General features: G+C 71.6%; 22 protein-coding genes. 7 read left to right on the top strand and 15 right to left on the bottom strand.

The window, feature by feature from the left end:
• The 4 genes from obgE to INT49_RS01645 form a co-directional block, all read right to left on the bottom strand.
• Positions 1-1,536 carry a GTPase ObgE gene (obgE, locus tag INT49_RS01630; protein WP_193115980.1) on the bottom strand — a complete coding sequence of 512 codons (1,536 nt, stop codon included), beginning with the start codon at positions 1,534-1,536 and terminating at the stop codon, positions 1-3.
• Between the two features lie 97 nt (positions 1,537-1,633).
• Positions 1,634-1,888 carry a 50S ribosomal protein L27 gene (gene rpmA, locus INT49_RS01635; RefSeq protein ID WP_193115981.1) on the bottom strand — a complete coding sequence of 85 codons (255 nt, stop codon included), beginning with the start codon at positions 1,886-1,888 and terminating at the stop codon, positions 1,634-1,636.
• Between the two features lie 39 nt (positions 1,889-1,927).
• Positions 1,928-2,236, bottom strand: coding sequence for a 50S ribosomal protein L21 (gene rplU, locus INT49_RS01640; RefSeq protein WP_193115982.1), 309 nt, complete (start codon positions 2,234-2,236; stop codon positions 1,928-1,930).
• A 289-nt stretch (positions 2,237-2,525) separates the two neighbouring features.
• Complete coding sequence (locus INT49_RS01645) at positions 2,526-5,594, bottom strand: Rne/Rng family ribonuclease (protein WP_193115983.1); 3,069 nt, start codon at positions 5,592-5,594, stop codon at positions 2,526-2,528.
• Positions 5,595-5,971: 377 nt separating this feature from the next.
• Between INT49_RS01645 and INT49_RS01650 the strand changes: the two genes are divergently transcribed.
• From INT49_RS01650 to INT49_RS01670, 5 genes are read left to right on the top strand one after another with little or no spacing between them, the layout of a single operon-like run.
• A complete protein-coding gene (locus INT49_RS01650; RefSeq protein WP_193115984.1) occupies positions 5,972-7,528 on the top strand; it encodes a cytochrome ubiquinol oxidase subunit I in 1,557 nt (518 codons plus the stop codon).
• Between the two features lie 19 nt (positions 7,529-7,547).
• The gene (gene cydB / locus INT49_RS01655) at positions 7,548-8,630 is read left to right on the top strand and encodes a cytochrome d ubiquinol oxidase subunit II (RefSeq protein ID WP_193115985.1); all 1,083 of its coding nucleotides are present in this window, start codon (positions 7,548-7,550) and stop codon (positions 8,628-8,630) included.
• Between the two features lie 13 nt (positions 8,631-8,643).
• Positions 8,644-10,335: a thiol reductant ABC exporter subunit CydD gene (gene cydD / locus INT49_RS01660; protein ID WP_193115986.1), complete on the top strand. Its 1,692-nt coding sequence runs from the start codon at positions 8,644-8,646 to the stop codon at positions 10,333-10,335.
• Entirely contained in the window at positions 10,332-12,149 is a 1,818-nt protein-coding gene (cydC, locus tag INT49_RS01665; RefSeq protein WP_193115987.1) for a thiol reductant ABC exporter subunit CydC, read from the top strand. The genes cydD and cydC overlap by 4 nt, the downstream gene beginning before the upstream one ends.
• Complete coding sequence (locus INT49_RS01670) at positions 12,146-13,309, top strand: sensor histidine kinase (RefSeq protein ID WP_193115988.1); 1,164 nt, start codon at positions 12,146-12,148, stop codon at positions 13,307-13,309. Before cydC ends, INT49_RS01670 begins: the two co-directional genes overlap by 4 nt.
• A gap of 17 nt (positions 13,310-13,326) precedes the next feature.
• On the opposite strand, the gene INT49_RS01675 is transcribed toward INT49_RS01670, so the two are convergent.
• The 7 genes from INT49_RS01675 to INT49_RS01705 form a co-directional block, all read right to left on the bottom strand.
• Positions 13,327-13,914, bottom strand: a complete 588-nt coding sequence (locus tag INT49_RS01675) for a response regulator transcription factor (RefSeq protein ID WP_193116131.1) — start codon at positions 13,912-13,914, stop codon at positions 13,327-13,329.
• Between the two features lie 109 nt (positions 13,915-14,023).
• Entirely contained in the window at positions 14,024-14,974 is a 951-nt protein-coding gene (gene mutM, locus INT49_RS01680; protein ID WP_193115989.1) for a bifunctional DNA-formamidopyrimidine glycosylase/DNA-(apurinic or apyrimidinic site) lyase, read from the bottom strand.
• Between the two features lie 4 nt (positions 14,975-14,978).
• Positions 14,979-15,731: a ribonuclease III gene (gene rnc, locus INT49_RS01685; protein WP_193115990.1), complete on the bottom strand. Its 753-nt coding sequence runs from the start codon at positions 15,729-15,731 to the stop codon at positions 14,979-14,981.
• A complete protein-coding gene (locus INT49_RS01690) occupies positions 15,731-16,303 on the bottom strand; it encodes a YceD family protein (protein WP_193115991.1) in 573 nt (190 codons plus the stop codon). Before INT49_RS01690 ends, rnc begins: the two co-directional genes overlap by 1 nt.
• 33 nt (positions 16,304-16,336) lie before the next feature.
• A complete protein-coding gene (gene coaD / locus INT49_RS01695; protein WP_193115992.1) occupies positions 16,337-16,828 on the bottom strand; it encodes a pantetheine-phosphate adenylyltransferase in 492 nt (163 codons plus the stop codon).
• A gap of 40 nt (positions 16,829-16,868) precedes the next feature.
• Positions 16,869-17,249: a DUF3224 domain-containing protein gene (locus INT49_RS01700; RefSeq protein WP_193115993.1), complete on the bottom strand. Its 381-nt coding sequence runs from the start codon at positions 17,247-17,249 to the stop codon at positions 16,869-16,871.
• Positions 17,246-18,130 carry an AraC family transcriptional regulator gene (locus tag INT49_RS01705; RefSeq protein WP_193115994.1) on the bottom strand — a complete coding sequence of 295 codons (885 nt, stop codon included), beginning with the start codon at positions 18,128-18,130 and terminating at the stop codon, positions 17,246-17,248. The genes INT49_RS01700 and INT49_RS01705 overlap by 4 nt, the downstream gene beginning before the upstream one ends.
• A gap of 18 nt (positions 18,131-18,148) precedes the next feature.
• On the opposite strand from INT49_RS01705, the gene INT49_RS01710 reads away from it, so the two are divergent.
• Positions 18,149-18,547, top strand: coding sequence for a VOC family protein (locus INT49_RS01710; RefSeq protein ID WP_193115995.1), 399 nt, complete (start codon positions 18,149-18,151; stop codon positions 18,545-18,547).
• Positions 18,548-18,551: 4 nt separating this feature from the next.
• On the opposite strand, the gene INT49_RS01715 is transcribed toward INT49_RS01710, so the two are convergent.
• Together INT49_RS01715 and INT49_RS01720 are read right to left on the bottom strand one after the other, a co-directional pair.
• On the bottom strand, positions 18,552-19,124 hold the full coding sequence (locus INT49_RS01715; protein WP_193115996.1) for a GNAT family N-acetyltransferase: 573 nt from the start codon (positions 19,122-19,124) through the stop codon (positions 18,552-18,554).
• Positions 19,125-19,139: 15 nt separating this feature from the next.
• On the bottom strand, positions 19,140-19,907 hold the full coding sequence (locus tag INT49_RS01720) for an SDR family oxidoreductase (protein WP_193115997.1): 768 nt from the start codon (positions 19,905-19,907) through the stop codon (positions 19,140-19,142).
• 101 nt (positions 19,908-20,008) lie between these two features.
• Between INT49_RS01720 and INT49_RS01725 the strand changes: the two genes are divergently transcribed.
• On the top strand, positions 20,009-20,914 hold the full coding sequence (locus INT49_RS01725; protein WP_193115998.1) for a helix-turn-helix transcriptional regulator: 906 nt from the start codon (positions 20,009-20,011) through the stop codon (positions 20,912-20,914).
• Here the strand turns inward: INT49_RS01725 and rsmD are convergent.
• The gene (rsmD, locus tag INT49_RS01730; RefSeq protein ID WP_193115999.1) at positions 20,833-21,429 is read right to left on the bottom strand and encodes a 16S rRNA (guanine(966)-N(2))-methyltransferase RsmD; all 597 of its coding nucleotides are present in this window, start codon (positions 21,427-21,429) and stop codon (positions 20,833-20,835) included. The genes INT49_RS01725 and rsmD overlap by 82 nt on opposite strands.
• Position 21,430: 1 nt before the next feature.
• On the bottom strand, positions 21,431-23,671 hold the full coding sequence (locus INT49_RS01735; RefSeq protein WP_193116000.1) for an ATP-dependent DNA helicase RecG: 2,241 nt from the start codon (positions 23,669-23,671) through the stop codon (positions 21,431-21,433).
• Positions 23,672-23,698: the final 27 nt, after the last annotated feature.

Below are 23,698 nucleotides of genomic sequence, written 5' to 3' on the forward strand. Positions count from 1 at the left end.
TCAAGCGTTCCCCTCGTCCTTCGACGGGTCGGCCCAGTGGCCGGCGCGGCGTTCGGCGTCCATGGCCGCGATGCGCTTCATGCGGGCATCGGTGCGCGCCCGCTGGTCCTCGCGCTTCTCCTCACGGGTGGCGCGATGATTGTCCTCGAGGCGCTTGTCGGTGCCGCGGCGACCCATCAGCAGCTCGGCACCGCCCACCATCGTCGGCTCCCAGTCGAAGACGACCGCGTCGTTCCCCGGGCCGATCAGCACGGTGGATCCGGAGACGGCACCGGCCTTGAAGAGCTCGTCCTCGGCGCCGATCTTCGCCAGACGATCCGCGAGGTAGCCCACCGCCTCATCGTTGGTGAAGTCGGTCTGACGCACCCAGCGCTCGGGCTTGTCGCCCTCCACGCGGAAGGCGGTCGAGCCCTCGAACTCCTCCTTGACCACGCGGAAGCCTTTCGCGTCGACCGCACGCGGTGTGATGACGATCGGGGCGACGGTCGGCTCGGGAAGCTGGGCGCGGGCCTGCTCGACGAGCTCACCGAGCACGAAGGACAGCTCGCGCAGTCCCTTGTGGGAGAGCGCGGACACGTCCAGCACGGGCACATCCCGCTCCGCGAGACGCTCGCGGACCATGTCCGCCATCTCGGTGCCGTCGGGGAGGTCGGTCTTGTTGAGCACGATCACGGAGGGTCGATCCATGAGCGGGACCCTGGTCTCCGCCTCTTCGTCGAGCCCGGCGGCGTAGGTGGCCAGCTCGTTCTCGATCGTCTCGAGGTCGGTGAAGGGATCGCGGTCCGACTCCAGAGCCGCCGCATCGAGTACGTGCACGAGCACGTGGCAGCGCTCGATGTGGCGCAGGAAGTCCAGGCCGAGCCCCTTGCCCTGGCTCGCGCCCGGTATCAGGCCGGGCACGTCGGCGACCGTGTACCGGAAGTCGCCGGCCTCGACCACGCCGAGGTTCGGCACGAGCGTCGTGAAGGGGTAGTCCGCGATCTTGGGGCGGGCGGCGCTCATCGCCGCGATCAGCGAGGACTTGCCGGCGCTGGGGAAGCCCACCAGGGCCACATCGGCCACGGTCTTGAGCTCGAGCACGAGGGTGCGCTCCTCGCCGGGCTCGCCGAGCAGGGCGAAGCCGGGGGCCTTGCGCTGGGTGGAGGCCAGCGCCGCGTTGCCGAGGCCGCCGGTGCCGCCGCGGGCCGCCGTGAAGCGGGTGCCGATGCCGACCATGTCGATGAGCACGGTGCCGTCGGACGCCATCACGACGGTGCCATCGGGCACAGACAGCACGAGGTCCTCGCCGTAGGCGCCGTGCCGCAGGTCGCCCTTGCCGAAGCCACCGCTGGTGGCCTTCTGATGGGGCTTGTGGTGGTAGCTCAGCAGGGTCGTGGTCGACGCATCGACCTCGAGGATGACGTCACCTCCGCGACCGCCGTTGGCTCCGTCCGGGCCGGCCAGCGGCTTGAACTTCTCGCGGCGGATGGACGCGGCGCCGTGCCCGCCCGATCCTGCGGCGACCTGCAGCTCGACGCGATCGACGAACGTGGCCATGGGGTTCCTCCAGGAGGTGTTGAGATATGCATCGAGGGGCGGAGCATCGGCTCCGCCCCTCGAAGGCAGCTGGTGCCCCGGTTCCCGGGGCGAGCGATCAGACCGTCTCGACGATGCTGACCACGCGACGGTCGCGCTTGCGACCGAACTCGACGGTGCCCGCGGTGAGCGCGAACAGCGTGTCGTCGTTCCCGCGACCCACACCGTCACCGGGGTGGATGCTGGTACCGCGCTGGCGCACGATGATCTCGCCCGCGCCGACGACCTGGCCGCCGAAGCGCTTGACGCCCAGGCGCTGAGCGTTGGAGTCACGCCCGTTCTTGGAGGAGCTGACGCCCTTCTTTGATGCCATCTGGAATCAATATCCTTCTGTCGTGTCCGAAGGGATCGCTCAGGCGATGCCCGTGATCTTCAGCCGGGTGAGCTCCTGGCGGTGGCCCTGGCGCTTCTTGTACCCGGTCTTGTTCTTGTAGCGGAGGATCCGGATCTTCTCACCGCGAAGGTCCTCGACCTTCTCAGCGGAGACCTTCACCTTGGCGAGGTCGGACTGCGCGGAGGTGATCTTGTCACCATCAACCAGCAGCACGGGAGCGAGATCGATGCTGTCGCCCGCCTCGCCTGCCACGCGGTTGATCACGATGGTGTCACCGACCGACACCTTCTCCTGACGACCGCCTGCGCGGACGATTGCGTACACCACGTCACTGCTCCATCTTGTCATTCGAACTCTGCACTTGAGTCATGCACCCTGATCGGTGATCCGCGGACCTGCGACCGTCAACCGGCCCTGCACTCCCCGGAGGGTGTTCAGGCGGGAGATGCGGTCGCGCGGGTGTCACCAGGAACATGACTGCGGCGCGTTTTGCGCCAGGGAACAGCTTACGATCCCCAGCACCTCAGGTCAACCACCAGAGGCCGTCCGACCTGCGAGAACGCCGTCACATCCTGTGGAACACGTCACGCGGAGGCGCTCTTGGCCCGCCCGCACCTCATTCCTGCGAGGAGGGGTCCTGCTCCTGCTGGGAATCCGGCACGGAGTCCTGCTGGGAAACCTGCTCGGGATCCTGCTGAGCCTGCGGCGAGGTCCCGGTCGAGACGACCTCGCCGTCGACCGTCACCTCAGGCTGCGCGGTGCTGCCCGAGGCCGCCGCGATCGAGGCGATGGTGGCGCGAGCCAGGGCCCGGCTGTCCGCATCGTCCTCGAGCCGGTGGACGTCCGCGGCGGACTCGTCCGAGCTGTTCTCATCAGGCCCGTTCTCCTCCGTGGAGGAGCCGCCGCGCGATCGGCGCGCACGGCGCTTGGACGACTTCGAGGAGTCATCCCCGTGGCCGCCGGAGTTCCCGCCGCCGGAGTGTCCCCCGCCGCCGTTCCCGCCGCTCGAGCCCGCACCGTTGTGTCCGTGGAGGTCGCCGTCGATGTCGACGACGAGGCCGCGGCCGTGGCAGTGCTCGCAGGAGGTGGAGAAGGTCTCGACGAGACCCTGGCCCACGCGCTTGCGGGTCATCTGCACGAGACCGAGCGAGGTCACCTCGGCGACCTGGTGCTTGGTCCGGTCCCGGCCCAGGCACTCGACCAGGCGGCGCAGCACCAGGTCACGGTTGGACTCCAGCACCATGTCGATGAAGTCGATGACGATGATGCCGCCGATGTCGCGCAGCCGCAGCTGGCGCACGATCTCCTCGGCCGATTCGAGGTTGTTCTTGGTGACCGTCTCCTCGAGGGAGCCGCCGGAGCCGGTGAACTTGCCGGTGTTCACGTCGACCACGGTCATCGCCTCTGTGCGGTCGATGACCAGCGAGCCGCCGGAGGGCAGGTAGACCTTGCGGTCCATGGCCTTGAGCAGCTGCTCGTCGATGCGGTGCTTGGCGAAGACGTCCTTGTCGGACACGTGCCGGGTGACGCGCTCGAGGAGGTCGGGCGCGACCTCCGAGACGTACTCGTGGACATCGTCGTAGACCTTGTTGCCCTCGACGATCAGCGAGGTGAAGTCCTCGTTGAAGACGTCGCGCACCACCTTGATGGCGATGTCCGGCTCCTGGGAGAGGGCGACCGGCGCGGTCTTCGCCTTCTGGGCCTTCTGGATCTTCTCCCACTGGGCGCGCAGGCGCTCGACGTCGTGGGTCAGCTCCTGCTCGCTCGCTCCCTCGGAGGCGGTGCGCACGATGACGCCCGCATCCTCGGGGATGATCTGGCGCATGATCTTCTTCAGGCGAGTGCGCTCGGTGTCGGGCAGCTTGCGGGAGATGCCCGTCATGGAGCCGCCGGGAACGAACACGACGTAGCGGCCGGGCAGGGAGATCTGGCTGGTCAGCCGGGCGCCCTTGTGGCCGATCGGGTCCTTGGTGACCTGCACGAGGACCGGGTCGCCGCTCTTAAGCGCGAGCTCGATGCGGCGCGGCTGGCCCTCCAGGCCCACGGCGTCCCAGTTGACCTCGCCGGCATAGAGCACGGCGTTGCGGCCCTTGCCGATGTCGACGAAGGCGGCCTCCATCGAGGGCAGCACGTTCTGGACCTTGCCCAGGTACACGTTGCCGACCATCGAGGTCTGAGCCTTCTGCGCGACATAGTGCTCGACCAGGACGTCGTCCTCGAGGACGGCGATCTGGGTGCTGCCGGCCCGCTCGCGCACGACCATGGAGCGCTTGACGGACTCCCGGCGGGCGAGGAACTCGGCCTCGGTGATGACGTTGCGACGACGACCGTTGTCACGGCCCTCGCGGCGGCGCTGGCGCTTGGCCTCGAGTCGGGTCGAGCCCTTGACGGCCTTGACCTCGTCACGCGCCTCGCGCACCTTGACGACCGTGTTGGGCGGATCATCCGAGGAGGAGTTGGACGAGGAGTCGTCGTTGCCGGATCCGGAGCCCGAACGACGGCGACGACGGCGACGACGGGAGCTCGACGAGCTCGAGGAGCCGCTGTCCGAGCCGTCCGATCCGTCGGAGCCGTCGGCGCTGTCCTCCCCCGTGCTCTGGTCCCGGTCCTCGGACGAGTCATCGTCCTGAGACCCGTCGTTCGCCTCGGAGTCGTCGTCCGAGCTCTCGTCCTCGTCGTCCCCGCGGCCGCGGCCGCGACGACCGCGACCGCCACGGCGACGACGACGGCGGGAGCTGGAGGAGCCGTCCGAGGAGCGCTCGTCGTCCGAATCGGAGTCCTCCTCCTCGGAGGAGTCGGACTCGTCCTCGGAGTCGGTGCTGTCGTCCTGGGACGAGCCGCGCCGGGAGGAGCGACGGGAGCGGCTGCGGCGGGAGCGCGAGCGACCGGACTGCTCCTCGCCGCTCTGCTCGGAGGAGTCGTCCTGCTCGTTCTGCTCGTCGGCGTCGTCCTCGGTGTCGCCGTCGGCGTCCTCGAACGAGACGGACGCGCCGCCGACCGGGGCGTCCTGCGGGCCCACAGTGGTGCGGGGCTGCGGAGTGGGCGCCTGGAAGAGGAGCGAGGCGAAGTCCAGCTGGACCTGCTCGCGGCGTCGGGCCCGATCATCGGACTCGGTGTCCTCGGCGGGAGCCTCGTCCGCTCCGCGCGACGAGGCGAGGGCGCGCAGATCGCCGGCCACCGGGCTGCCGTCGTCCGCGGGGGTCTCCTGGGTGGGAGTCTCCGGCGCGGTGGTCTCCTCCGCGGCCTGCTGGGCCTCGGGGGCCCGGGTGGCCCGGCGGCGGGTGGAGCGCCGCCGCGTGGTGGTCTCCTGGGCTTCGGGCTCGCCGGCTGCGGACTGGTGGGCTTCAGCCTGCTGGGCGTCGGGCGCTGCCGTCGCGGGTTCCTCGACGACCGGCTCGGGCGCGGCGGTATCCGGCTCGACGGGGATCACCGGGGCGCCGGCGGGCGCTCCGGCACGACGACGCGGCCGCTTGGTGGCCTTGGTCGTGGTGGGCGCCGGCTCGGCAGAGGCGTCGCTCTGCTGGGCGACGATCGTGCGCGGGGTGGAGGCCTCTGCCTGCTCCGGTGCTGCTGCCGGGATCGGTGCCCCGGCAGGAGCTCCGGCCCGGCGACGACGTCGCACGGGTGCGGTGGTGGAGGTCGAGTCCGACGTGTCGTTCTCGGGATTATGGGTGCTGTCAGCCATGCGGCCGTCTCCTTCTGAAGGAACCAGCGCACCCTGGCCCCGTATGGTCATCGTCCCTGGGGACGGAAGTCTCAGGCCCTCGCCGTCGCGCAGCTCCCTGGAAGGAAGCGCTGCGATGCCGATCGCGGGAGCACAGCGGTCGCGGTCAGACGCGTTGCCGGTGCTCCGACGTGACGACGCCGGGAGGTTCCCCCACCCGGTACGGAGCAGGAGAGTGCCGCGGCCAGTATGGCACAGGACGCACTTCGGGACCTGCTCGACATGCCCCGTCCGTCACGATCCGACGGGCGCCCAGGCGGAGGGAGGACCATGGTCCTGATGGACCCTGCTCGGACCGCATAGGTTCACCAGCAGCGTGTCGCTCTCTGGGAGGTTCGATGGAAGCCCTCGACATCGCACGGTGGCAGTTCGGCATCACCACCGTGTACCACTTCGTCTTCGTGCCGCTCACGATCGGCCTGTCGCTGCTCGTAGCGGTCATGCAGACCAAGGCGGTGTTCTCCAAGGACCCCGCCCGCAAGGACGCCTGGACTCGGATGACCAAGTTCTTCGGCTCCCTGCTGATCGTGAACTTCGGCATCGGCATCGCCACCGGCATCGTGCAGGAGTTCCAGTTCGGTATGAACTGGTCGGAGTACGCCCGCTACGTCGGGGACGTCTTCGGTGCCCCGCTCGCCCTCGAGGGCCTCGCGGCCTTCTTCCTCGAATCGGTGTTCCTGGGCCTGTGGATCTTCGGCTGGGGCAAGCTGCCCGAGAAGATCCACCTGCTCACGATCTGGGCCGTCGCGCTGGGCACCACGGCATCGGCGTACTTCATCGTCGCCGCGAACTCGTTCATGCAGCACCCCGTCGGCGCGATGCTGAACCCCGAGACCGGCCGCGCCGAGCTCGACCCCTCCCAGGGCTCGATCCTCGCGGTGCTCACCAACGTCACCACGATGGCCGCCTTCCCCCACGTTGTCTCCGGCGCCTGGCTGGTGGCGGCCGCCTTCGTGACCGGCATCGCCTCCTGGCACATGGTGCGCCACCACAACAAGGCCCGCGACCTCGGCCTCGAGACCGACGAGGGCGCGGACCACCACCACGCCGCCCGGGACCTGTTCCGTCCCGTCGTGCGCTTCGGTGTCGTCGCCATGGTCGTCTCCGCCGCCGTGCTGGTGGTCTCCGGCGACTTCCAGGCGCAGATCATGTTCAAGCAGCAGCCGATGAAGATGGCGTCGGCCGAGGCGCTGTGCGAGACGGAGACCGGCGCGTCCTTCTCGATCCTCGCCGTCGGCGGGCCGGATGCCTTCGCGACCGACTGCGACGGCGTCACCCACCTGGTCTCGGTGCCGTACGTGACATCGTTCCTGGCCACCCACACCTTCGATGCGGAGCTGCAGGGCGTCGACGATCTCAATGCCCAGTACAAGGAGCAGTTCGGCGAGACCGTCACGGACATCCACGGCGATGTGCTGACCGCCGACTACCGCCCCAACCTCTTCGTCACCTACTGGTCCTTCCGCCTCATGATGGGCCTGGCCGCCTTCAGCGGCATCCTGGCCCTCTGGGCGCTGTGGGTCACGCGCGGCAAGGGCGACAGCGCGCGCACCACCGGCTCGAAGCTCTTCCAGTGGTTCGCGGTGCTGTCGATCCCGATGCCGTTCTTCGCGAACTCCGCCGGCTGGGTGTTCACGGAGATGGGCCGCCAGCCCTGGGTGGTCCATCCCAACCCCGATGATCCGACGATCCGGCTGATGACCACGCAGGCCGTCTCCAGCCATCCCGCCTGGATGGTCGCGACCAGCCTGATCGCCTTCACCCTCGTGTACGGCGTGCTCGCGGTGATCTGGTTCCAGATGATGCGGAAGGCGGCGCTGAAGGGCGTGCCGCTGCCCCGGCGTGATCCGGAGACGGACGAGCTGGACACCCCGACCCTCTCCTTCGACTACTGAGAAGGGAACCGATCAAATCATGGACGCCATGCTCGATCCCACGGCCCTGCAGACCCTGTGGTTCGGCCTCATCGCCTTCTTCTTCCTCGCCTACTTCGTGCTGGAGGGCTTCGACTTCGGCGTGCAGATGAACGTGGCGACCTTCTGGCGCCGCGGCTCCCGCACCCGCGGCACGGTCCTGGAGACCGTCGGCCCGGTCTGGGACGGCAACGAGGTCTTCCTGATCACCGGCGGCGCCCTGCTGTTCGCCGCCTTCCCCGAGTGGTACGCGACGCTGTTCTCCGGCTTCTACCTCGCCCTGCTGCTCCTGCTGCTGGTGCTGATCGTGCGCGTGTGCGCCTTCAAATGGCGCAGCAAGGTGGACAGCGAGCGGTGGCGGACCAGCTGGGACATCGTCCACGTGATCGGCGGCTTCGCCCCCGCTCTGCTGTGGGGCGTCGCCTTCGGCAACATCGTGGCCGGGGTGGGGATCGACGAGAACCACTGGGTGACCACCTCCCTGCTGGGGCTGCTGAACCCCTTCGCGCTGCTGGGCGGGCTGGTGTTCGTGCTGCTGTTCTGGCTGCACGGCACCCTGTACCTCGCCCTCAAGGTCACCGGCACCCTGCGCGAGGACGCGAACCGCCTCGCCGGGATCCTGGTGTGGCCCACGATCCTCGCCGGCGCCGCGTTCCTGCTCTGGTACCAGCTGGCGCACTCACATGCCGGGTGGACCTGGATCCCGCTGGTGCTCGCCGCCCTCGCCCTGGTGGCCGTGGTGCCCCTGAACCGGCTGCGGCGCGAGGGTCTCGCCTTCACGGCGACGACGACCGCCATCAGCGGCGCCGTGGTCACCCTGTTCGGCGGGCTGTTCCCCTATGTGCTGCCGTCGACCGGCGACCCCGCCAACTCCCTGACCGTCGCCAATGCGTCCTCCACCGAGCACACCCTCACCGTGATGCTGGTGGCGCTGTGCATCCTGCTGCCGCTCGTGCTCGCGTACACCGCCTGGGCGTATCGCGTGTTCCGTCATCGCCTCAGCGACGAGGACGCCCCGATGCCCGGCTCCGAGCTGCTGGAGAAGGCCAAGAAGGGCTACCGAGAGGCGTTCGAGCAGGAGTGAGGGACGGCATCCGATGACCCTCACCGCCCCGGCCTCCCCGCGAGCAGCCCGGACCCGTCGCGCACCGGTGGACCCCCGTCTGCTGCGCGAGGTGCGCTCGGCCCGCAGCCACCTGGTGCGCACGGTCGCCCTGGGCCTCGTGCAGGCCGCCTGCGTGATCGTCACCGCGCTGGTGATCGCGCGGCTCGGTGCGCAGCTGCTCGAGCATCGCCAGCTCCCCCAGGACGCCCCCGCACTGCTGCTGGCCCTGCTCGCGGCCCTCGCCGTGCGCGCCGCCGCGGTGCTCGTCGAGCAGCGCACGGCGCACCGCGCGGCGACCGAGGCGATCGGGGACCTGCGCGGCCGGATCGTCGCCCACGCCGCGACCCTGGGGCCGCGCGGCGGTGCCGGCCGCGGCGCGGACCTCACCGCCCTGGCCACCACCGGGATCGAGAAGCTGCGGCCCTACCTCGTGGGCTACGTGCCACAGCTGATGCTCGCCGTGACCGTGACCCCGCTGTGCCTGCTCACGATCGGGATCCTCGACCCGCTCAGCGCCCTCATCGCCGTGATCACCCTGCCGCTGGTGCCGCTGTTCATGATCCTGGTGGGGAAGATGACCGTGGGCCGCTCCGAGGCGCTCCTGGCGGACATGCGCACCCTGTGGTCGCAGCTGCTCGACCTGGTCGACGGCCTGCCCACCCTCCGAGCGCTGGGACGCGAGCGGGGGCCGGAGAAGATCGTGCGCACCCTCGGGGACCGGCATCGGGCCTCCGCGATCGGCTCGCTGACGTTCGCCTTCCTCTCCTCCATGGTGCTCGAGCTGCTCGCCACCCTGTGCGTCGCCCTGATCGCGGTGAGCATCGGCATGCGCCTGGTCTACGGGGAGATGGACCTCGCCCCCGCCCTCGCCGTGCTCGTGCTGGCCCCGGAGATCTACCTGCCGCTGCGCAACGTCGGCTCCCAGTACCACTCCTCCACCGACGGGCTCGCCGCCGTGGGCGCCGCCTTCGAGGTGCTCGACGAGGTCCCTCCGGCCGACGGGGCGATCCCGGCCCCCGATCTGCGCACCTCCCACCTCGCCCTGCGATGCGTCTCGGTGCTCTCCCGCGACGGCAGCGCCCCGCACCGGGCCGATCTCGAGCTGCGGCCCGGGCGGATCCTCGCCCTCACCGGGGCGTCCGGGGCCGGGAAGACCACGGCCGTCCAGGTCCTGCTGGGCCTGCTCGAGGCCGACGAGGGCCGGGCCGAGGTGGTCGACGAGCACGGCAATGCGACCGACGTACGAGAGTTGGACCGGCGCAGCCTCTGGGACCAGGTGGCGCTGCTCCCCCAGCGCCCCGTGCTCCCGCCCGGGACGATCCGCTCCGTGCTGGAGTCGGCGCGGCCCGGCGCCACGGACGCGGAGCTCGAGGAAGTCGCCGCGGCGACAGGGCTCGAGGCAGTGATCGCCCAGCGCGGCTGGTCCGCGGATCTCGGCCGCTCCGGCCGGGGCATCTCGTTGGGAGAGCGGCAGCGGCTGGCCCTGGCCCGGGCGCTGCTGTCCCCGACGCCGCTGGTGGTGCTCGACGAGCCCACCGCCCACCTCGACGGCGGAACGGAGGACCTCGTCCTCGATCTGCTCCGCACCCTGCGCGCCCAGGGACGCACGGTGCTCCTGATCGCCCACCGCTCCCGGCTGGTCGACGTCGCCGACGACGTCGCCGTGGTGGAGGCCGCATCATGAGCGCCGCACCCACCCCCCTGCGCCGCGCCGAGCAAGCCCTGGAGATCCCACGGAGCCGCCTGCTCGCGGCGCTGCTCGCGGCGTGCGCGACCCTCGCCTCCGCCTTCGCGCTCGCCGCCGTCTCCGCCTATCTCGTGGCCCGGGCCTGGACCATGCCGCCCGTCCTCGACCTCACGGTCGCCGTGGTGATGGTGCGCGCTCTCGGCGTCTCCCGCGGCGTGTTCCGCTGGCTGGACCGCATGCTCGCCCACGATGTCGCGCTGCGCGGGGTGGTCTCCCTGCGCACCAACCTGTTCACGGCGCTCGCGTCCCGCACGGACGACGCCCTGACCCGGCTGCGCCGCGGCGACCTGCTCGCCCGCCTGGGAGACGATGCCCAGGAGCTCGGCGACCATGTCGTCAAGGCTCTGCTGCCGGGGCTGGTCGCCGTGGTGATGACCGTCGTGGTGCTCCTGACGATCCTCCCGATGTCGCTGCTGGCGGCCGGCTCGATGCTGCTGGCCCTGGCGCTGGCGAGCGTGCTGGCCCCGCTGGCCTCCTATCGCAGCGCGCGGATCGCGGAGCAGGCCGTGCTCACCACCCGCTCCGGGGTGAGCGCGAACGCGCTGGAGATCCTCGACGACGCGACGTCCCTGCGGGTGGACGGCCGCCTCGAGGCGGCGCTGGCGGAGATGCACTCGCGCCAGCGGGATCATGACGCGGCCATCGACCGGGCGGCGCTGCCGGGGGCCGTGGCCTCCGCGGTGGTGCCGGCGGCCATGGTGCTCGCCCTCGCCGGCTCCCTGCTCGCGGCCGGTGCGGCGTGGACCGAGGGCGGCGCCTCGGCCGGGCAGATCGGCGTGCTCCTGCTGCTGCCGCTGTCGTCCTTCGAGGCGGCCACCGCCCTGCCCGCCGCAGCCGCCCAGTACGCCCGCTCCCGCGCCGCGGCGCAGCGCCTCGCCGAGCTGGCCGGGCCCGATGCGGACCTTCACGGAGCGCACGCCTCACGGCCCTCCCCTGCGTTGTCCCCCGCTCCCGTCTCGCCCGCCGCTCCTGCCGCAGAAGGGCGGCATGGGGACCGATCCGGGGCTGAGCATCGGTCGTCAGCGCACAGTTCCGAGGCGTCGGACGCGGCAGCAGCGGCGACGGGCCCTGGAGTCGCGCACCTGCGGGCGACGGGTCTCAGCGCCGGCTGGATGGCCGGATCGCCGTGCGTCCAGGGGCTGGATCTGGACCTTCCACCCGGCTCGCGGCTCGCGGTGGTCGGTCCCTCCGGCAGCGGGAAGTCGACCCTGCTGGCCACCCTCGCCGGGCTGCTCGAGCCGCTCGCGGGCCAGGTGGAGCTCGAGGACGGGAACCCGCTGCGCTCCGGCGTCGTGATGTTCGCCGAGGACGCCCACGTGTTCGCCACGACCCTGCGGGAGAACCTGCGGGTGGTGCGCGGCGAGCTCGACGACTCCACGGCCTCCGCGGCGCTGGCCGCCGTGGGGCTCGACGACTGGGTCCGCACCCTCCCCCGCGGCCTGGACACCCCGCTGGGGCCCGATGGGACCACCGTCTCCGGCGGAGAGCGCCGCCGGCTGCTGCTCGCCCGCGCGGTGATCCGTGGCGGCCCCGTGCTGCTGCTGGACGAGCCCACCGAGCACCTCGACACCGCACGCGGCGACGCCCTCCTGCGCGCTCTGCTGGATCCTGCCGACGACTCCCTCGTGCCGGCCTCGAGCAGCGTCGTGGTCGTCACCCACCGCCCCGAGGCGATCCCGGCCGGCACGGCGGTGCTGCACATCGGGGAGAATGCTCAGAACGCTCGGAGCGACCACGAGGAGAGCCGATGACGTCGACCGCCCCGCCGCCCCGGCCCGACCGGCCCCGGCTGCAGGACCTCACCGGCGCCGTGCTCGCCGGCGGCGATACCGAGGACCTGCTCACCTTCCTGGTCCGCTCCGCCCGCCTCGACCTCGACGCCCGCAGCGCCGCGCTCGTGCTCCCGACGGAGCCGGACACCTGGGCCTTCGAGCTGGTCGACGGGCCCGACGCCGCGGACCTCCTGGGCAGCACCCTCGCGACGCACACGCGTGCGGGCCGGGCACTGGAGGACGCCGATGCCGCGTCCCTCGAGCTGATCGGCACGCTCCGGGTCGGCGGGCAGGAGCTCCCCGCGCTGATCGCGATGGTCGACGCCGCCGAGCACGGCTCCGGGTTCCTCGCCGTGCTGCGCGGGCCTGCGACGGCGTCCCCCGCGTCTGCGACGGACTCCACGGGCCCCTTCACCGTCGCGGATCGGGAGCGGCTCGATGCCCTGGCCTCCCTGGTGGAGCTCACGGTCCGCGTTCCCACGCTGCGGTTCTCCGGCGAGCTCGATGACGAGCGCAGCCGTATCGCCCGCGACCTGCACGACCTCGCGATCCAGGAGCTCTTCGCCGTCGGCATGGAGCTCGAGGCCCTCACCGAGGCGCTGGCCGGGCCGGGGGAACCGCCCTCGAACACCCGCATCCGCACCTCCGTCGCCGCCTCCGTCCAGGGGGTGGAGAACGCCGTGGCGCAGATCCGGCAGATCGTCCAGTCGCTGCGGCGCGAACGCCTCGAGGCGACGCTGACCGAGCAGCTGCGTCACGAGGTGGGGCTGGCCACCGCCGGGCTGGGCTTCGTCCCGGCGCTGCGCCTGCCCCCGCATCCCGCGGAGATGGACGCCGAGGTGCCCTCGGAGATCGCCGAGGACGTGGTCGCCGTGGTGCGGGAGTGCCTCGCCAACGCCGCGCGCCACGCCCACGCGAGCGCCGTCGCCGTCTCGGTGAGCCTGTTCTCCGAGGGCGTGGACCGGGTGGTGCAGGTCAACGTCTCGGACAACGGACGCGGGATCGACCCGTCGGTCACGCGCCGCAGCGGGCTCGCGAACATGTCGAGCCGGGCGCGGCGCCATTCCGGGTGGGTCGACGCGATCAGCCTCCTGCCGGGCACCATGATCTTCTGGCGGGTGACCCTCCCGGCCGTGTGACCACGCGTCGTCGGGGCCTACTTCCAGCCGGCGCGGCGGCGGGCCGCGACCATCGCGGCGACCTGGGTGCGACGCTGCATGCCCAGGGTCTGCAGGATGACCGTGACCCGGTTCTTGACGGTCTTCTCGGCGATGCCGAGCTCGTCGGCGATCTCGCGGTTGGAGTGCCCGTCCCCGATGAGGTCGACGATGCGTCGGTCGGAGTCGGAGAGCTCCTGCTCCTCGGTGACGTGGTCCGCCGGCCAGACCGTGCGGCCGGCGTGCACCGCACGGATCGAGTCGGCGATCTCCTGCGAGCGGGCGGACTTCAGGATCAGCCCGGCGGCGCCGGCGGCCCGGGACTCCCGCAGCGCCGCGTCGTCGTCGAAGCTGGTCAGCACCAGCATCGCCTGCTCGGGGTCGATCTCCCGCGCCGACCTCATGACCTCGATGCCCGTGCCGTCGGGCAGCTGGAGGTCCACGACGAGCACGTCGGGCCGGATCGCCGGCAGCCGGCGCCTCGCCTCGGCGACCGAGGACGCCTCGCCGACGACGCTCAGATCCCCCTGCGCATCGATGACCGTGACGATCCCTCGACGGAGCACCTCGTGGTCGTCCACCAGCATCACGCGGACAGCTGCGGGCTCGTTCGTCGTCGTCACCGGACGTCCTTCCTGGGCGAGGCTGCTCCGGATGAGCTGCTCGGCTCGTGCTTCTCGGATCGTGCTTCTGCGATCATCGTGCGGCTCTCTGGCACCGGGGGCAGAAATGGCTGCTCCGTCCCTGGTGGACCGCGCGTCTCAGGACGGTGCCGCACCGTTCGCAGGGCTCCCCGTCACGCCCGTAGGCGCTGAGCGAGCGGGCGAAGTAGCCGCTGCGGCCCTCGACGTTCACGTACAGCGCGTCGAAGCTCGTCCCGCCCACCTCGAGCGCGCGTTCCATGACCTCGCGGGCCGCGCGCAGCAGCTCGAGGACCTTGCGCTGGCTGAGCCGCGCGCCCGGGGTGTCGAAGCGGATGCGGGCCGCCCACAGCGCCTCGTCGGCGTAGATGTTGCCGATCCCGCTGACCAGGTCCTGGGCGAGGAGCAGGGACTTCACCGGAGCCCGGCGGCCACGGATCCTGCGGGCGACGGCGGAGAGGTCCGTCGCGGGATCCAGCAGATCCCGAGCGATGCCGGCCGCATCGGCCGGGATCAGCGCGTCGGGGCTGCCGAGCCCTGCCACCGCGCCGTCGGAGACGGCCTCCAGCGGACTGGTCCACAGGCCGCCGAACAGACGCTGGTCGAGGAGGTCGATCGCGCTGCCGTCGTCGAGGTGAAGGGTGAGGCGACGGTGCCGGTGCGGATCCGAGGCCGGCCCCTCGGACGCAGGTCCTGCCGAGTCCGCCGGCGTGCTCAACGGATCGTCGGTGCGTACGCGCAGCTGCCCGCTCATGCCGAGATGGCCGACCAGGGCCTCGCCGGTGTCCTGCCCGTCCGCGTCGGCCAGGCGCCACCACAGGAACTTCCCGCGCCGTGCGACAGCGGTCAGCCGGGTGCCGGTCAGGGCGCCGCGCAGGCGGTCCGCCCCGCCGGCCTGGCGGCGGATGATCCGGGCGTCGAGGATCTCGACGGACTCGACGATCCGGCCCACGGTGCGCGGTTCCAGACCACGACGGACGACCTCGACCTCGGGCAGTTCGGGCACGGTCTCAGCCCCGAGGGATGAGGGTCTCGCCGCGCTCGGCGAGCACCGTGCGCACCGCGCTCTGGGCGGCCGCGAGCTCGGCCTCCTTCTTGGACGCGCCCTCCCCGCTCGCGGTGACGACGCCGTCGACGGTCACGGTCGCGGTGAAGACCTTCTCGTGCTCGAGCCCCTCCTCGGTGATGCGGTAGCTGGGGCTGGCGCCCCCGGTCGCCGCGATCTCCTGCAGGCGGGACTTGAAGTCGTAGCTGGTCTCGAGGAACTCGTCGGAGTCCAGCAGGGGCCGCATGAGGTCCAGCACGAAGCGACGCGAGACGTCCTGCCCGAGGGCCAGGTGCACGGCGCCGATGACGGCCTCCGTGGTGTCGGCGAGGATCGAGGCCTTGGCGCGGCCCCCGGTGAGGTCCTCCCCGCGGCCGAGCTTCACGTAGGCGCCGAGGTCGAGCTGGGAGGCGATCACGGCGAGCGCCCGGGTGCTGACGGTGGCGGCGCGGCGGCGGGCCAGGTCCCCTTCGGGCAGCGTGGGATGGATCGTGTACAGCTGCTCGGTGACGGCCAGCTGGAGCACCGCATCGCCGAGGAACTCGAGGCGCTCGTTGTGCGGGATCTCGTCGTGCTCGTAGGAATAGGAGCGGTGGGTCAGGGACAGGTCCAGCAGCCCCGACTCCTGCAGATCCGCCGCCTGCGCACCGTCCAGCGGCAGCTTCGCCAGCAGGACCACAGGATCGGACGCCTCGGTCGAGCGGCGCCTGCGCGCCATCAGCGGCCCTCGCCCTCGGTGGGCTCGTCGAACAGGCCCTGCAGCGCCGCGAAGCGGTCGTCGATCACGTCGTGGTGGTGCTCGGGATCGTCCTCCATGCGGAAGCCGCACTGACCGCACAGGCCCGGGCAGTCCTCGCGGCACAGCGGGCGCTCCACGGCCGCCATGGCGAGCGCATCGCGCACCAGCGGGCCCAGGTCGACATCGTCGCCGGTGAGCATCGTGGTGTCCTCGCGCTCGTCGGCCTTCACCTTCTCGGAGAACATGTAGAGCTCGTCGAGACGGGGGGCGACGTCCTGCTCGACGGGGTCCAGGCACCGCGAGCACTCGCCCTCGAGATGGGCGGTGACGGTGCCGTGGACGTAGACCCCTTCGACGACGGACTCGAGCTCGATCTCCACGGCGAGCTCCTCGCCCTCGGGGACCTGCATCGCGAGTCCGCCGATCTCCCGTGCGGGCGCGGTGAGGGTGCGCTCGACGCGACGGTGGGAGCCGACGTTGCCGACGAGGTCGACCGCGTCGAAGAGCAGGTCCTTGTCGAGGGGGGAGGCCGAGGCGGGATCGGAAGACATGGTGAGGCGGTCCTGTTCAGGTCGTGGGGTCGTTCAGGATACGGGCGCGGCGGCCCGGAGCGCGTCCAGGGAGGCGGGCGGGAGCATGTCGGAGACATCACCGCCGAGGGAGTGGACCTCCCGCACCAGGGACGAGGAGATGTGGGAGTACGTGGAGTCGGTGAGCAGGAAGACGGTGTCGGTCCCGGCGAGGTGCTGGTTCATGCGTGCCATGGGCTCCTCGTAGGCGAGGTCGAGCTGCGAGCGCAGGCCCCGCACGACCGCGTCGGCGCCGACCTCGCGGCAGAAGTCGACCAGCAGCCCGGCGGGTAGGGTGCGCACCTCGACCGCGTCGCCCAGGCCGTCGGCCCGCGCCACGGCGCCGATCGTGGAGGTGCGGGTCTCGAGATCCAGCAGGCCCTTCTTGGAGGGATTGTGGGAGACGGCGATGATCACGTGATGCCCGAGCGCGACGGCCCGACGGGTGAGGTCGAGGTGTCCCAGGGTGAAGGGGTCGAACGAGCCGGGCAGGACGACGGTGCTCATGGCGCCACTCTAATGCGTCGGCCGTGATCGTCCGGCATGGTCACGCCAGTTCGAGGGCCACGTGGTGGGTGCCGTCGTCATCGATGCGTTCGATGCTCAGCATGCCCTGGAGACCGGAGAGCTCCTCGGTCCCGGAGCCCGGGGCGATCACGTACTCCAGCGTGGGCTCGCCGTCGGCCATGGTGCCCAGCTGATGGAAGGTGAGGGAGCCCCGTCGGCCGTCGAGCACGCCGTCGAAGCGCTCGATCGCGATGTACCCGGCGTTCCCGGTCACGGGGTCGCCGGAGGTCAGCATGAGCCCGGCGCTCGTGCCCTCGAGGTCCCCCGTCCAGGTCTTGCTGAGGTCGAAGCGGCCGTCCGCCGCGGGCAGGAGCTCCCCGGGGAGCAGGTCGACGGTGAAGGTCGCGCTGAGTCGCATCATGGCCCCAGTCTCTCAGGGGCACGTGCCCCATAGCGAGAGGGACTCTGCCCGATGACGGCACGGACGTCACGGACGAAATGTGACTGGTCGAACCAGCCGAGATCCTGGGCGAGGTCGCCCAGGGAGCGGGGATCGCCGCTGTCGATCGCGGCCACGGCGTCCATCACCCGCGCCCGCAGCAGCATGCGCTTGGGGCCGACGCCGACGAAGCGGTGGAACATCCGCTGCAGGGCGCGGGTGGCGAGCCCGGACCGCTGCTCGAGCACGCTCGTGCCGGTCACCTCGGGGTCCTCGAGGAGCGCCAGCACGGATCGAAAGGTGGCATAGCCGGGGTCCTCGACCGGTTCGTGGGCGAGCAGCCGGTGGTCGATCATCGCGGCGGCGCCGACCGCGCTGGGCGGGAGGTCCGACGGCGGCAGGTCGGGGCCGTCCCAGTCGGCTGCGGGGATCGTCGTATCGCGCAGGGCGCCCAGATCTGCACGGGTGAAGGCAGTGGTGCCCCCGACGTGGAACTTCACGCCGACGACCCCGCCGGATCCGAGCTGCGTGACGTCGAACCTGCCCCGGGTGACTGGCCCGGTGATCCAGGTCCCGGCGCCGTCGACGCCGTCGCGCCGCACCCCTCCCCACTCGCGCGTGAGGTGGATGGAGGGATCGTCGAGCGTGGTGACGACATGACTCCGACCCGGCTCGAGGTCCCAGGTGACGGACCAGTACCGCTCGACCCACCGCCGCAGCCGCGGATCCGGCAGGGCGCTCTCGTAGACGGCGTGGGAGAGGAACTCCTCGAGCCGCAGCACGTGCCCGACCATGTGCCCGGGCGCCATGTGCCCGGGCGCGTCAGAAGCTGTCGCGTTCGTCCTATCCGCGCGCTCGGTCATGGAGGGAGTGTGGCACGCATGACCGACACGACTCCCGCTGTTCCCGCCGTCCCCGCCATCGCCCGGCTCGCGATGCTCACCCTCGACGCCACCGAGACGGAGCCGATGGCGCACTTCTGGTCCGCCGTGCTCGGCTGGCCGATCCTCGCCCTCACCCCCGACTACGCGATGCTCCAGGGCCCCTCGCACGCCCTGGGCATCGGGAGCATCCCGGACCATCAGCGCCCCGCCTGGCCGGACGACGGCCGCAAGCAGTTCCACCTCGACCTCGCGGTCGAGGACCTCGAGGCCGCGGCCTCCAGGTGTGTCGAGCTCGGAGCCGAGCGCGTGGACCCCCAGCCCGGGGAGACCTGGATCGTGCTGAGGGACCCGGCCGGGCATGCCTTCTGCCTGACCGACGCCTCCGCCTGGGGCTGAGCGCTCAGGCCCGGCGGGCGCGGTGCTCGCGAGCGAGGATCGCGAAGGCCATCCCGTCCAGCCAACGGCCGCTGCGGTGCAGGGACTCCTCGACGAAGACGCCCTCGCAGCGCATGCCGATCTTCTCCATGACGCGACGCGAGGCGAGGTTCTCGGCGAAGCAGGAGGCCTCGACGCGGCGCACGCCGAGGCCGTCGACCGCGAGGTCGAGCAGGGCGGCGGCGAACTCGGTGCCCAGGCCCCGGCCCTGCACGGCGGGGTCGAGCACCCAGCCGAGCTCGGCCTGCTGCCCGCGGGCCTGCTGGACCATGTCTGCCTGGGACCAGGCGTCCTGCAGCTGGACCTTGCCATCGGCGACGATCCGACCGTCCAGGATGCCGACGACGCTGGAGGTGAGCGAGCGGTCCCACCACTGCTGATGGTCCTCGAGGCTGATGCTCAACGTCGTGGTCCACTCCTGGACGTCCGGCAGCCGGTACCAGGGCCAGACGGCGTCGGCGTCCTCCGTGCGGGCCGGGCGCAGTTCGAGACGATCGGTGCGGACGGGCCAGTCGAGATCGGTGAGAGCGAGGGTCATCGGCCCATCCTAGGATCACGCACGGGCGTGAGGATCGCTCCCGTTCAGGGCCGCGACCACCTGGGGATAGTCGCCTCGGGCCTCGGCACCGCGCAGGAACTCGACCTGCCGCACCCGGATCTCGGTCGCCTCGGGCCGGGCCTCCAGGAGGCTCATCACCTCGTCGACGAAGTCCGCCAGCGGCATCGCCGTCTCGCTGGTGGCCTGCCCGGGCATGAGATCCGTGCGCACCGCCGGCGGGATCAGCTCGAGGACCTCGACCGAGGTACCGGCGAGCTGCAGGCGCAGCGACTCCGAGAGCATGTGGATCGCGGCCTTCGTGGCGTTGTAGGTGGGGGTGGGTCGCAGGGGGACGAAGGCGAGACCCGAGGACACCGTCATGATCGTCGCCGACTTCTGCGCGAGCAGATGCTCCATGAAGGCGGCGATCAGCCGGATCGGCCCGAGCAGGTTCGTGGTCACCGTCGCCTCGGCGGTGGCCACGAACCCGGCCGGATCCGTCCAGTCCTCGGCGCGCATGATGCCGGCCATGGCGATGAGCACGTCGAGATCGGGGTGCTCGGCGAGCACGGTGCGCGCGGCGGCCTCGATGCTGTCGGGGTCGGCGGTGTCCACGCGGACGGTGGCGATCCCGGGATGCTCCGCGGCGACGCGCTCGAGCAGCTCCGTGCGGCGCCCGCCCACGATGACCAGGTTCCCCTTCTCCTGCAGGCGCAGGGCGAGGGCGAGTCCGATGCCGCTGGTGGCGCCGGGAAGGAAGATGGTGTGTCCGGTGATGTTCATGGGATCGAGACTGCTCCCCCGGCGCGGGGCCCACCAGAGTCCGGATATCGGGGGATCACCGATCCCTGGCAGCGGGGCGGCGTGAGGTCGATACTTCACGGATGGACAGGAACGCGCTCGCAGACTTCCTCGTGCGGCATCGCGCCGCCCTGACCCCGGCGGACGTCGGCCTCGGGCCCGGCGCGCGACGCCGCACCCCGGGACTGCGTCGCGAGGAGGTCGCGCAGCTCGCGACGATGTCCACCGACTACTACACGCGGCTCGAGCAGCGGCGGGGGCCCCAGCCGAGCACCCAGATGCTGGCGGCGATCGCCCGGGCTCTGCGGATGACGACCGACGAGCGCGACTACCTGTACCGGGTGGCCGGGCACAGCGCCCCGGAGCGCCACGCCGTCGAGGGGTACGTGCCGCCGGGCCTGATGCGGGTGCTGGATCGCCTGCACGACACCCCCGCCATGATCCTGTCGGCGCTCGAGGAGCCGCTCGTGCAGAACGGACCGGCCCGCGCCCTGTTCGGGGACGCCGAGCAGTTCACCGGCTGGGATCGCAGCACGATCTACAGCTGGTTCGTGCATCCGGAGCAGGCGCGCGCCGTGTACCCGGTCGAGGACCATGCGCACCACGGGCTGTCCAAGGTGGCCTCGCTGCGGGCCGCCTACGGGACGATGGGCCCGCGCTCGCGGGCCTCGGAGCTCGCGGAGAACCTGTACGCGCGCAGCGAGGAGTTCGCGCAGCTGTGGGACTCCCAGGTGGTCGCCCGTCGGTTCGAGCAGCACAAGGTGGTGGTGCACCCGCAGATCGGCCGGATCGAGGTGGACTGCCAGGCGCTGCTCACCGAGGATGCCTCCCAGGTCCTGCTCGTGCTGACCGCTCCCCCGCACAGCGAGGACGCCGGCAAGCTCGACCTGCTCGCCGCTCTGGGCGCTCAGTCCGTCGTGGGATCGGGCTCCGATGCGGGATCAGGATCCGTCGCGGGCCCGCCGAACTGGAGCACCGTCTCCCCGTAGGTCTTGGTGCCGTCGTCGGCCCAGCCCTGCGGCCAGTCCACCGGCCGGGTACGGCTGGAGCGCTCGATGACCACGAGCGCCTCAGCGGTCAGCGCCGGGCGCAGCGTGAGCAGGAGAGCCTCGAGCGCCTCGGTGGTGATGTCATACGGCGGGTCCAGGAACACCAGGGAGAAGTCCCGACCCTCGAGCTGGCCGGCGACCGTCTCGGCCTTCCCGGCCCGGATCTCGCACCTCTGCTCGAGGCCGAGCTCGAGGGCTGTGCGGCGCAGCTGCTTCGCGGTGGGGGCATGGAGCTCCACCAGCAGGGCGTGGGTCGCCCCGCGGGAGAGGGACTCGAAGGCGAGGCCGCCGGTGCCGGCGTAGAGGTCCAGCACCCGGGCGCCGCGCAGGGCGTCCCAGCCGTCCAGGCGCGAGAACAGGGCCTCGCGCACCCTGTCGGAGGTGGGTCTCGTGCCCTTGCCGGGCGGTCCGGGGATCGTGCGGCCGCCGAGCGTGCCCGCGATGATGCGCGGCATGTCAGCTCCTCTCCACGTCGGGATCTGCGTCCCGCAGGCGGTTCTCGATGGCGCCGGCGAGATCGGGATGGGCGGTCAGGTCTGGATCGGCCGCGACGACGGCGAAGGCGTCCTCGCGGGCCTGCTCGATGATGCGAGCATCCCGGATCACGTCGAGATGCTTGAGGGTGCGCTGCAATCCGGACTGCTCCTCCCCCACCAGGTCTCCGGCCCCGCGCATCTCGAGGTCGATCTCCGCGAGGGCGAAGCCGTCGGCCGCGTCCGCGATCTGCTTGAGGCGCGATTGGGCGTCGCCCGGGGTGAGGCGGGTGCTGAGGAAGGCGATGCCGGCGTGCTCGCCACGGCCCACACGGCCGCGCAGCTGGTGCAGCTGCGAGACGCCGAAGCGCTCCGCATCCAGCACGATCATCGCCGAGGCGTTGGGGATGTCGACCCCGACCTCGATGACGGTCGTCGCGACCAGGATATCGATCCGGCCCGCGAGCATGTCCTCCATCGCGCGCTGCTTGTCCTCCGCGGGCATCCGGCCGTGGAGCACCCCGATGCGGGCCCCGGCCAGCTCCGGGCGCCGGGCGAGGCGCTCCGCCGTGGCCAGGACGCCCCGGGGCTCCTCGAGAAGTGTGCCGGTGGCGCCGCCGTCCGCATCGGGAGGCGGGGGCAGGGGCTCCGGCGGAGGTTCGTGCGGGGTCGCTCCATCCCCGGGTGCCGTCTCGTCGATGCGCGCGCAGACGACGAACACCTGCCGACCCGCGGCGATCTCCTCCGCGGCCCGCCCCCACATGCGCGTCTCCCAGCTCGCGATCTGCTCGGGGACCACATGGGTGGTGACGCCGGCGCGCAGGCCGGGGCTCTCGCGCAGGGTGAGCACGTCGAGGTCCCCGACGGTCGCGAGCGCCGCGGTGCGCGGGATCGGGGTCGCGGTCATCACGACGACGTGGGGGCTCATGCCCGAGGGGCCCTTCGTGCGCAGACGGCGGCGGTGGTCCACCCCGAAACGGTGCTGCTCGTCGATGACCGCGAGGCCGAGGGCGGCGAACTCGACGCCCTCGGTCAGCAGCGCGTGGGTGCCGATCACGATGCCTGCGAGCCCCGAGGTCACGTCGAGCAGGGTCTGCCGGCGCTCGGCGGTCCGCTGCGAGCCGGTCAGCAGGCGCACCCGGGTGGCGTCCGCCGCGCCGTCGAGCTGGCCGGCGCGGGCGAGGTCGCCGAGCAGCTGGGTGATCGTGCGGTGGTGCTGCTCGGCGAGGACCTCCGTCGGCGCGAGCAGCACGGCCTGGTGGCCGGAATCCACCGCGCGCAGCATCGCGCGCAGGGCGATGACGGTCTTTCCGGAGCCGACGTCACCCTGCAGCAGCACGCTGGTGGGATGGTCGCGGCCCACGCGCTCGGCGATCTGGTCGCCGATCTCGAGCTGTCCGGCGGTGAGCTCGAAGGGGAGGCGGTCGTCGAAGAGACCCTGCAGCGGCCCCGTGGCCTGGAGCGCCGGCGCGGGGGTGCGGGCGTCGACCGCGCGCCGCTGCGCGAAGATCGCCTGCAGCACGAAGGCCTCCTCGAACACCAGATGGGCCATGCCCTCGCGGGTGTCCTGGACCGTGGCGGGGCGGTGGACCTTCGTCGCGGCCTCCGGGAGCGTCAGCAGGCCGCGGGCGGAAAGCACGGAGCGGGGCACGGGCTGCGCCAGCGAGCCCGCGAACTCGAGGCCCTGCTCGGTGGCCGCGCGCATGGTGCGCTGGGCGATGTTCTGCTTCAGCGGGTAGACGGGCAGCGGTCGCTGGGCATGCGCGATCCCCTCCGGGGTGTCGTCGTACTCCTCGTAGTCCGGATGGGTGATCTGGGGCGAGCCCGAGTACGAGTTCCAGCCGACGGTGCCGCGCACGACCAGGTGCTTGCCGACCACGAGCCGGCTGCGATGCCACTCCACGAGGTGCTGCTTGGCGAGGAAGAAGGTGAGGGTGATCTCCTCGACCTCGTCGGAGACCACGACCTCCAGGATCGATCCGCGGCGGCTGCGCATGCTGCGCTCCTTCACCCGCACCACGGAGACGATCGCGCTCATCTCCTCTCCCACCTGGACGTCGTGGAGCGAGCGGAGCGGAGCCGGAACCGTGTAGCGGCGAGGGGCGAAGCGCAGCATCGTGTCGAGGTCCTTCACCCCGAACGAGGACATCGCCCTGGCCTCCTTGCGCTCGAGGAGCTCCGAGAGCGGCATGGAGCCGCGGGCGGACTCGACCCTCCTGGCCATGCGGTGCCTCCTCGTCCCTCGTCGACT

Origin of the sequence: Brachybacterium tyrofermentans (assembly GCF_014897585.1) — a bacterium.
GTDB lineage: Bacteria > Actinomycetota > Actinomycetes > Actinomycetales > Dermabacteraceae > Brachybacterium > Brachybacterium tyrofermentans.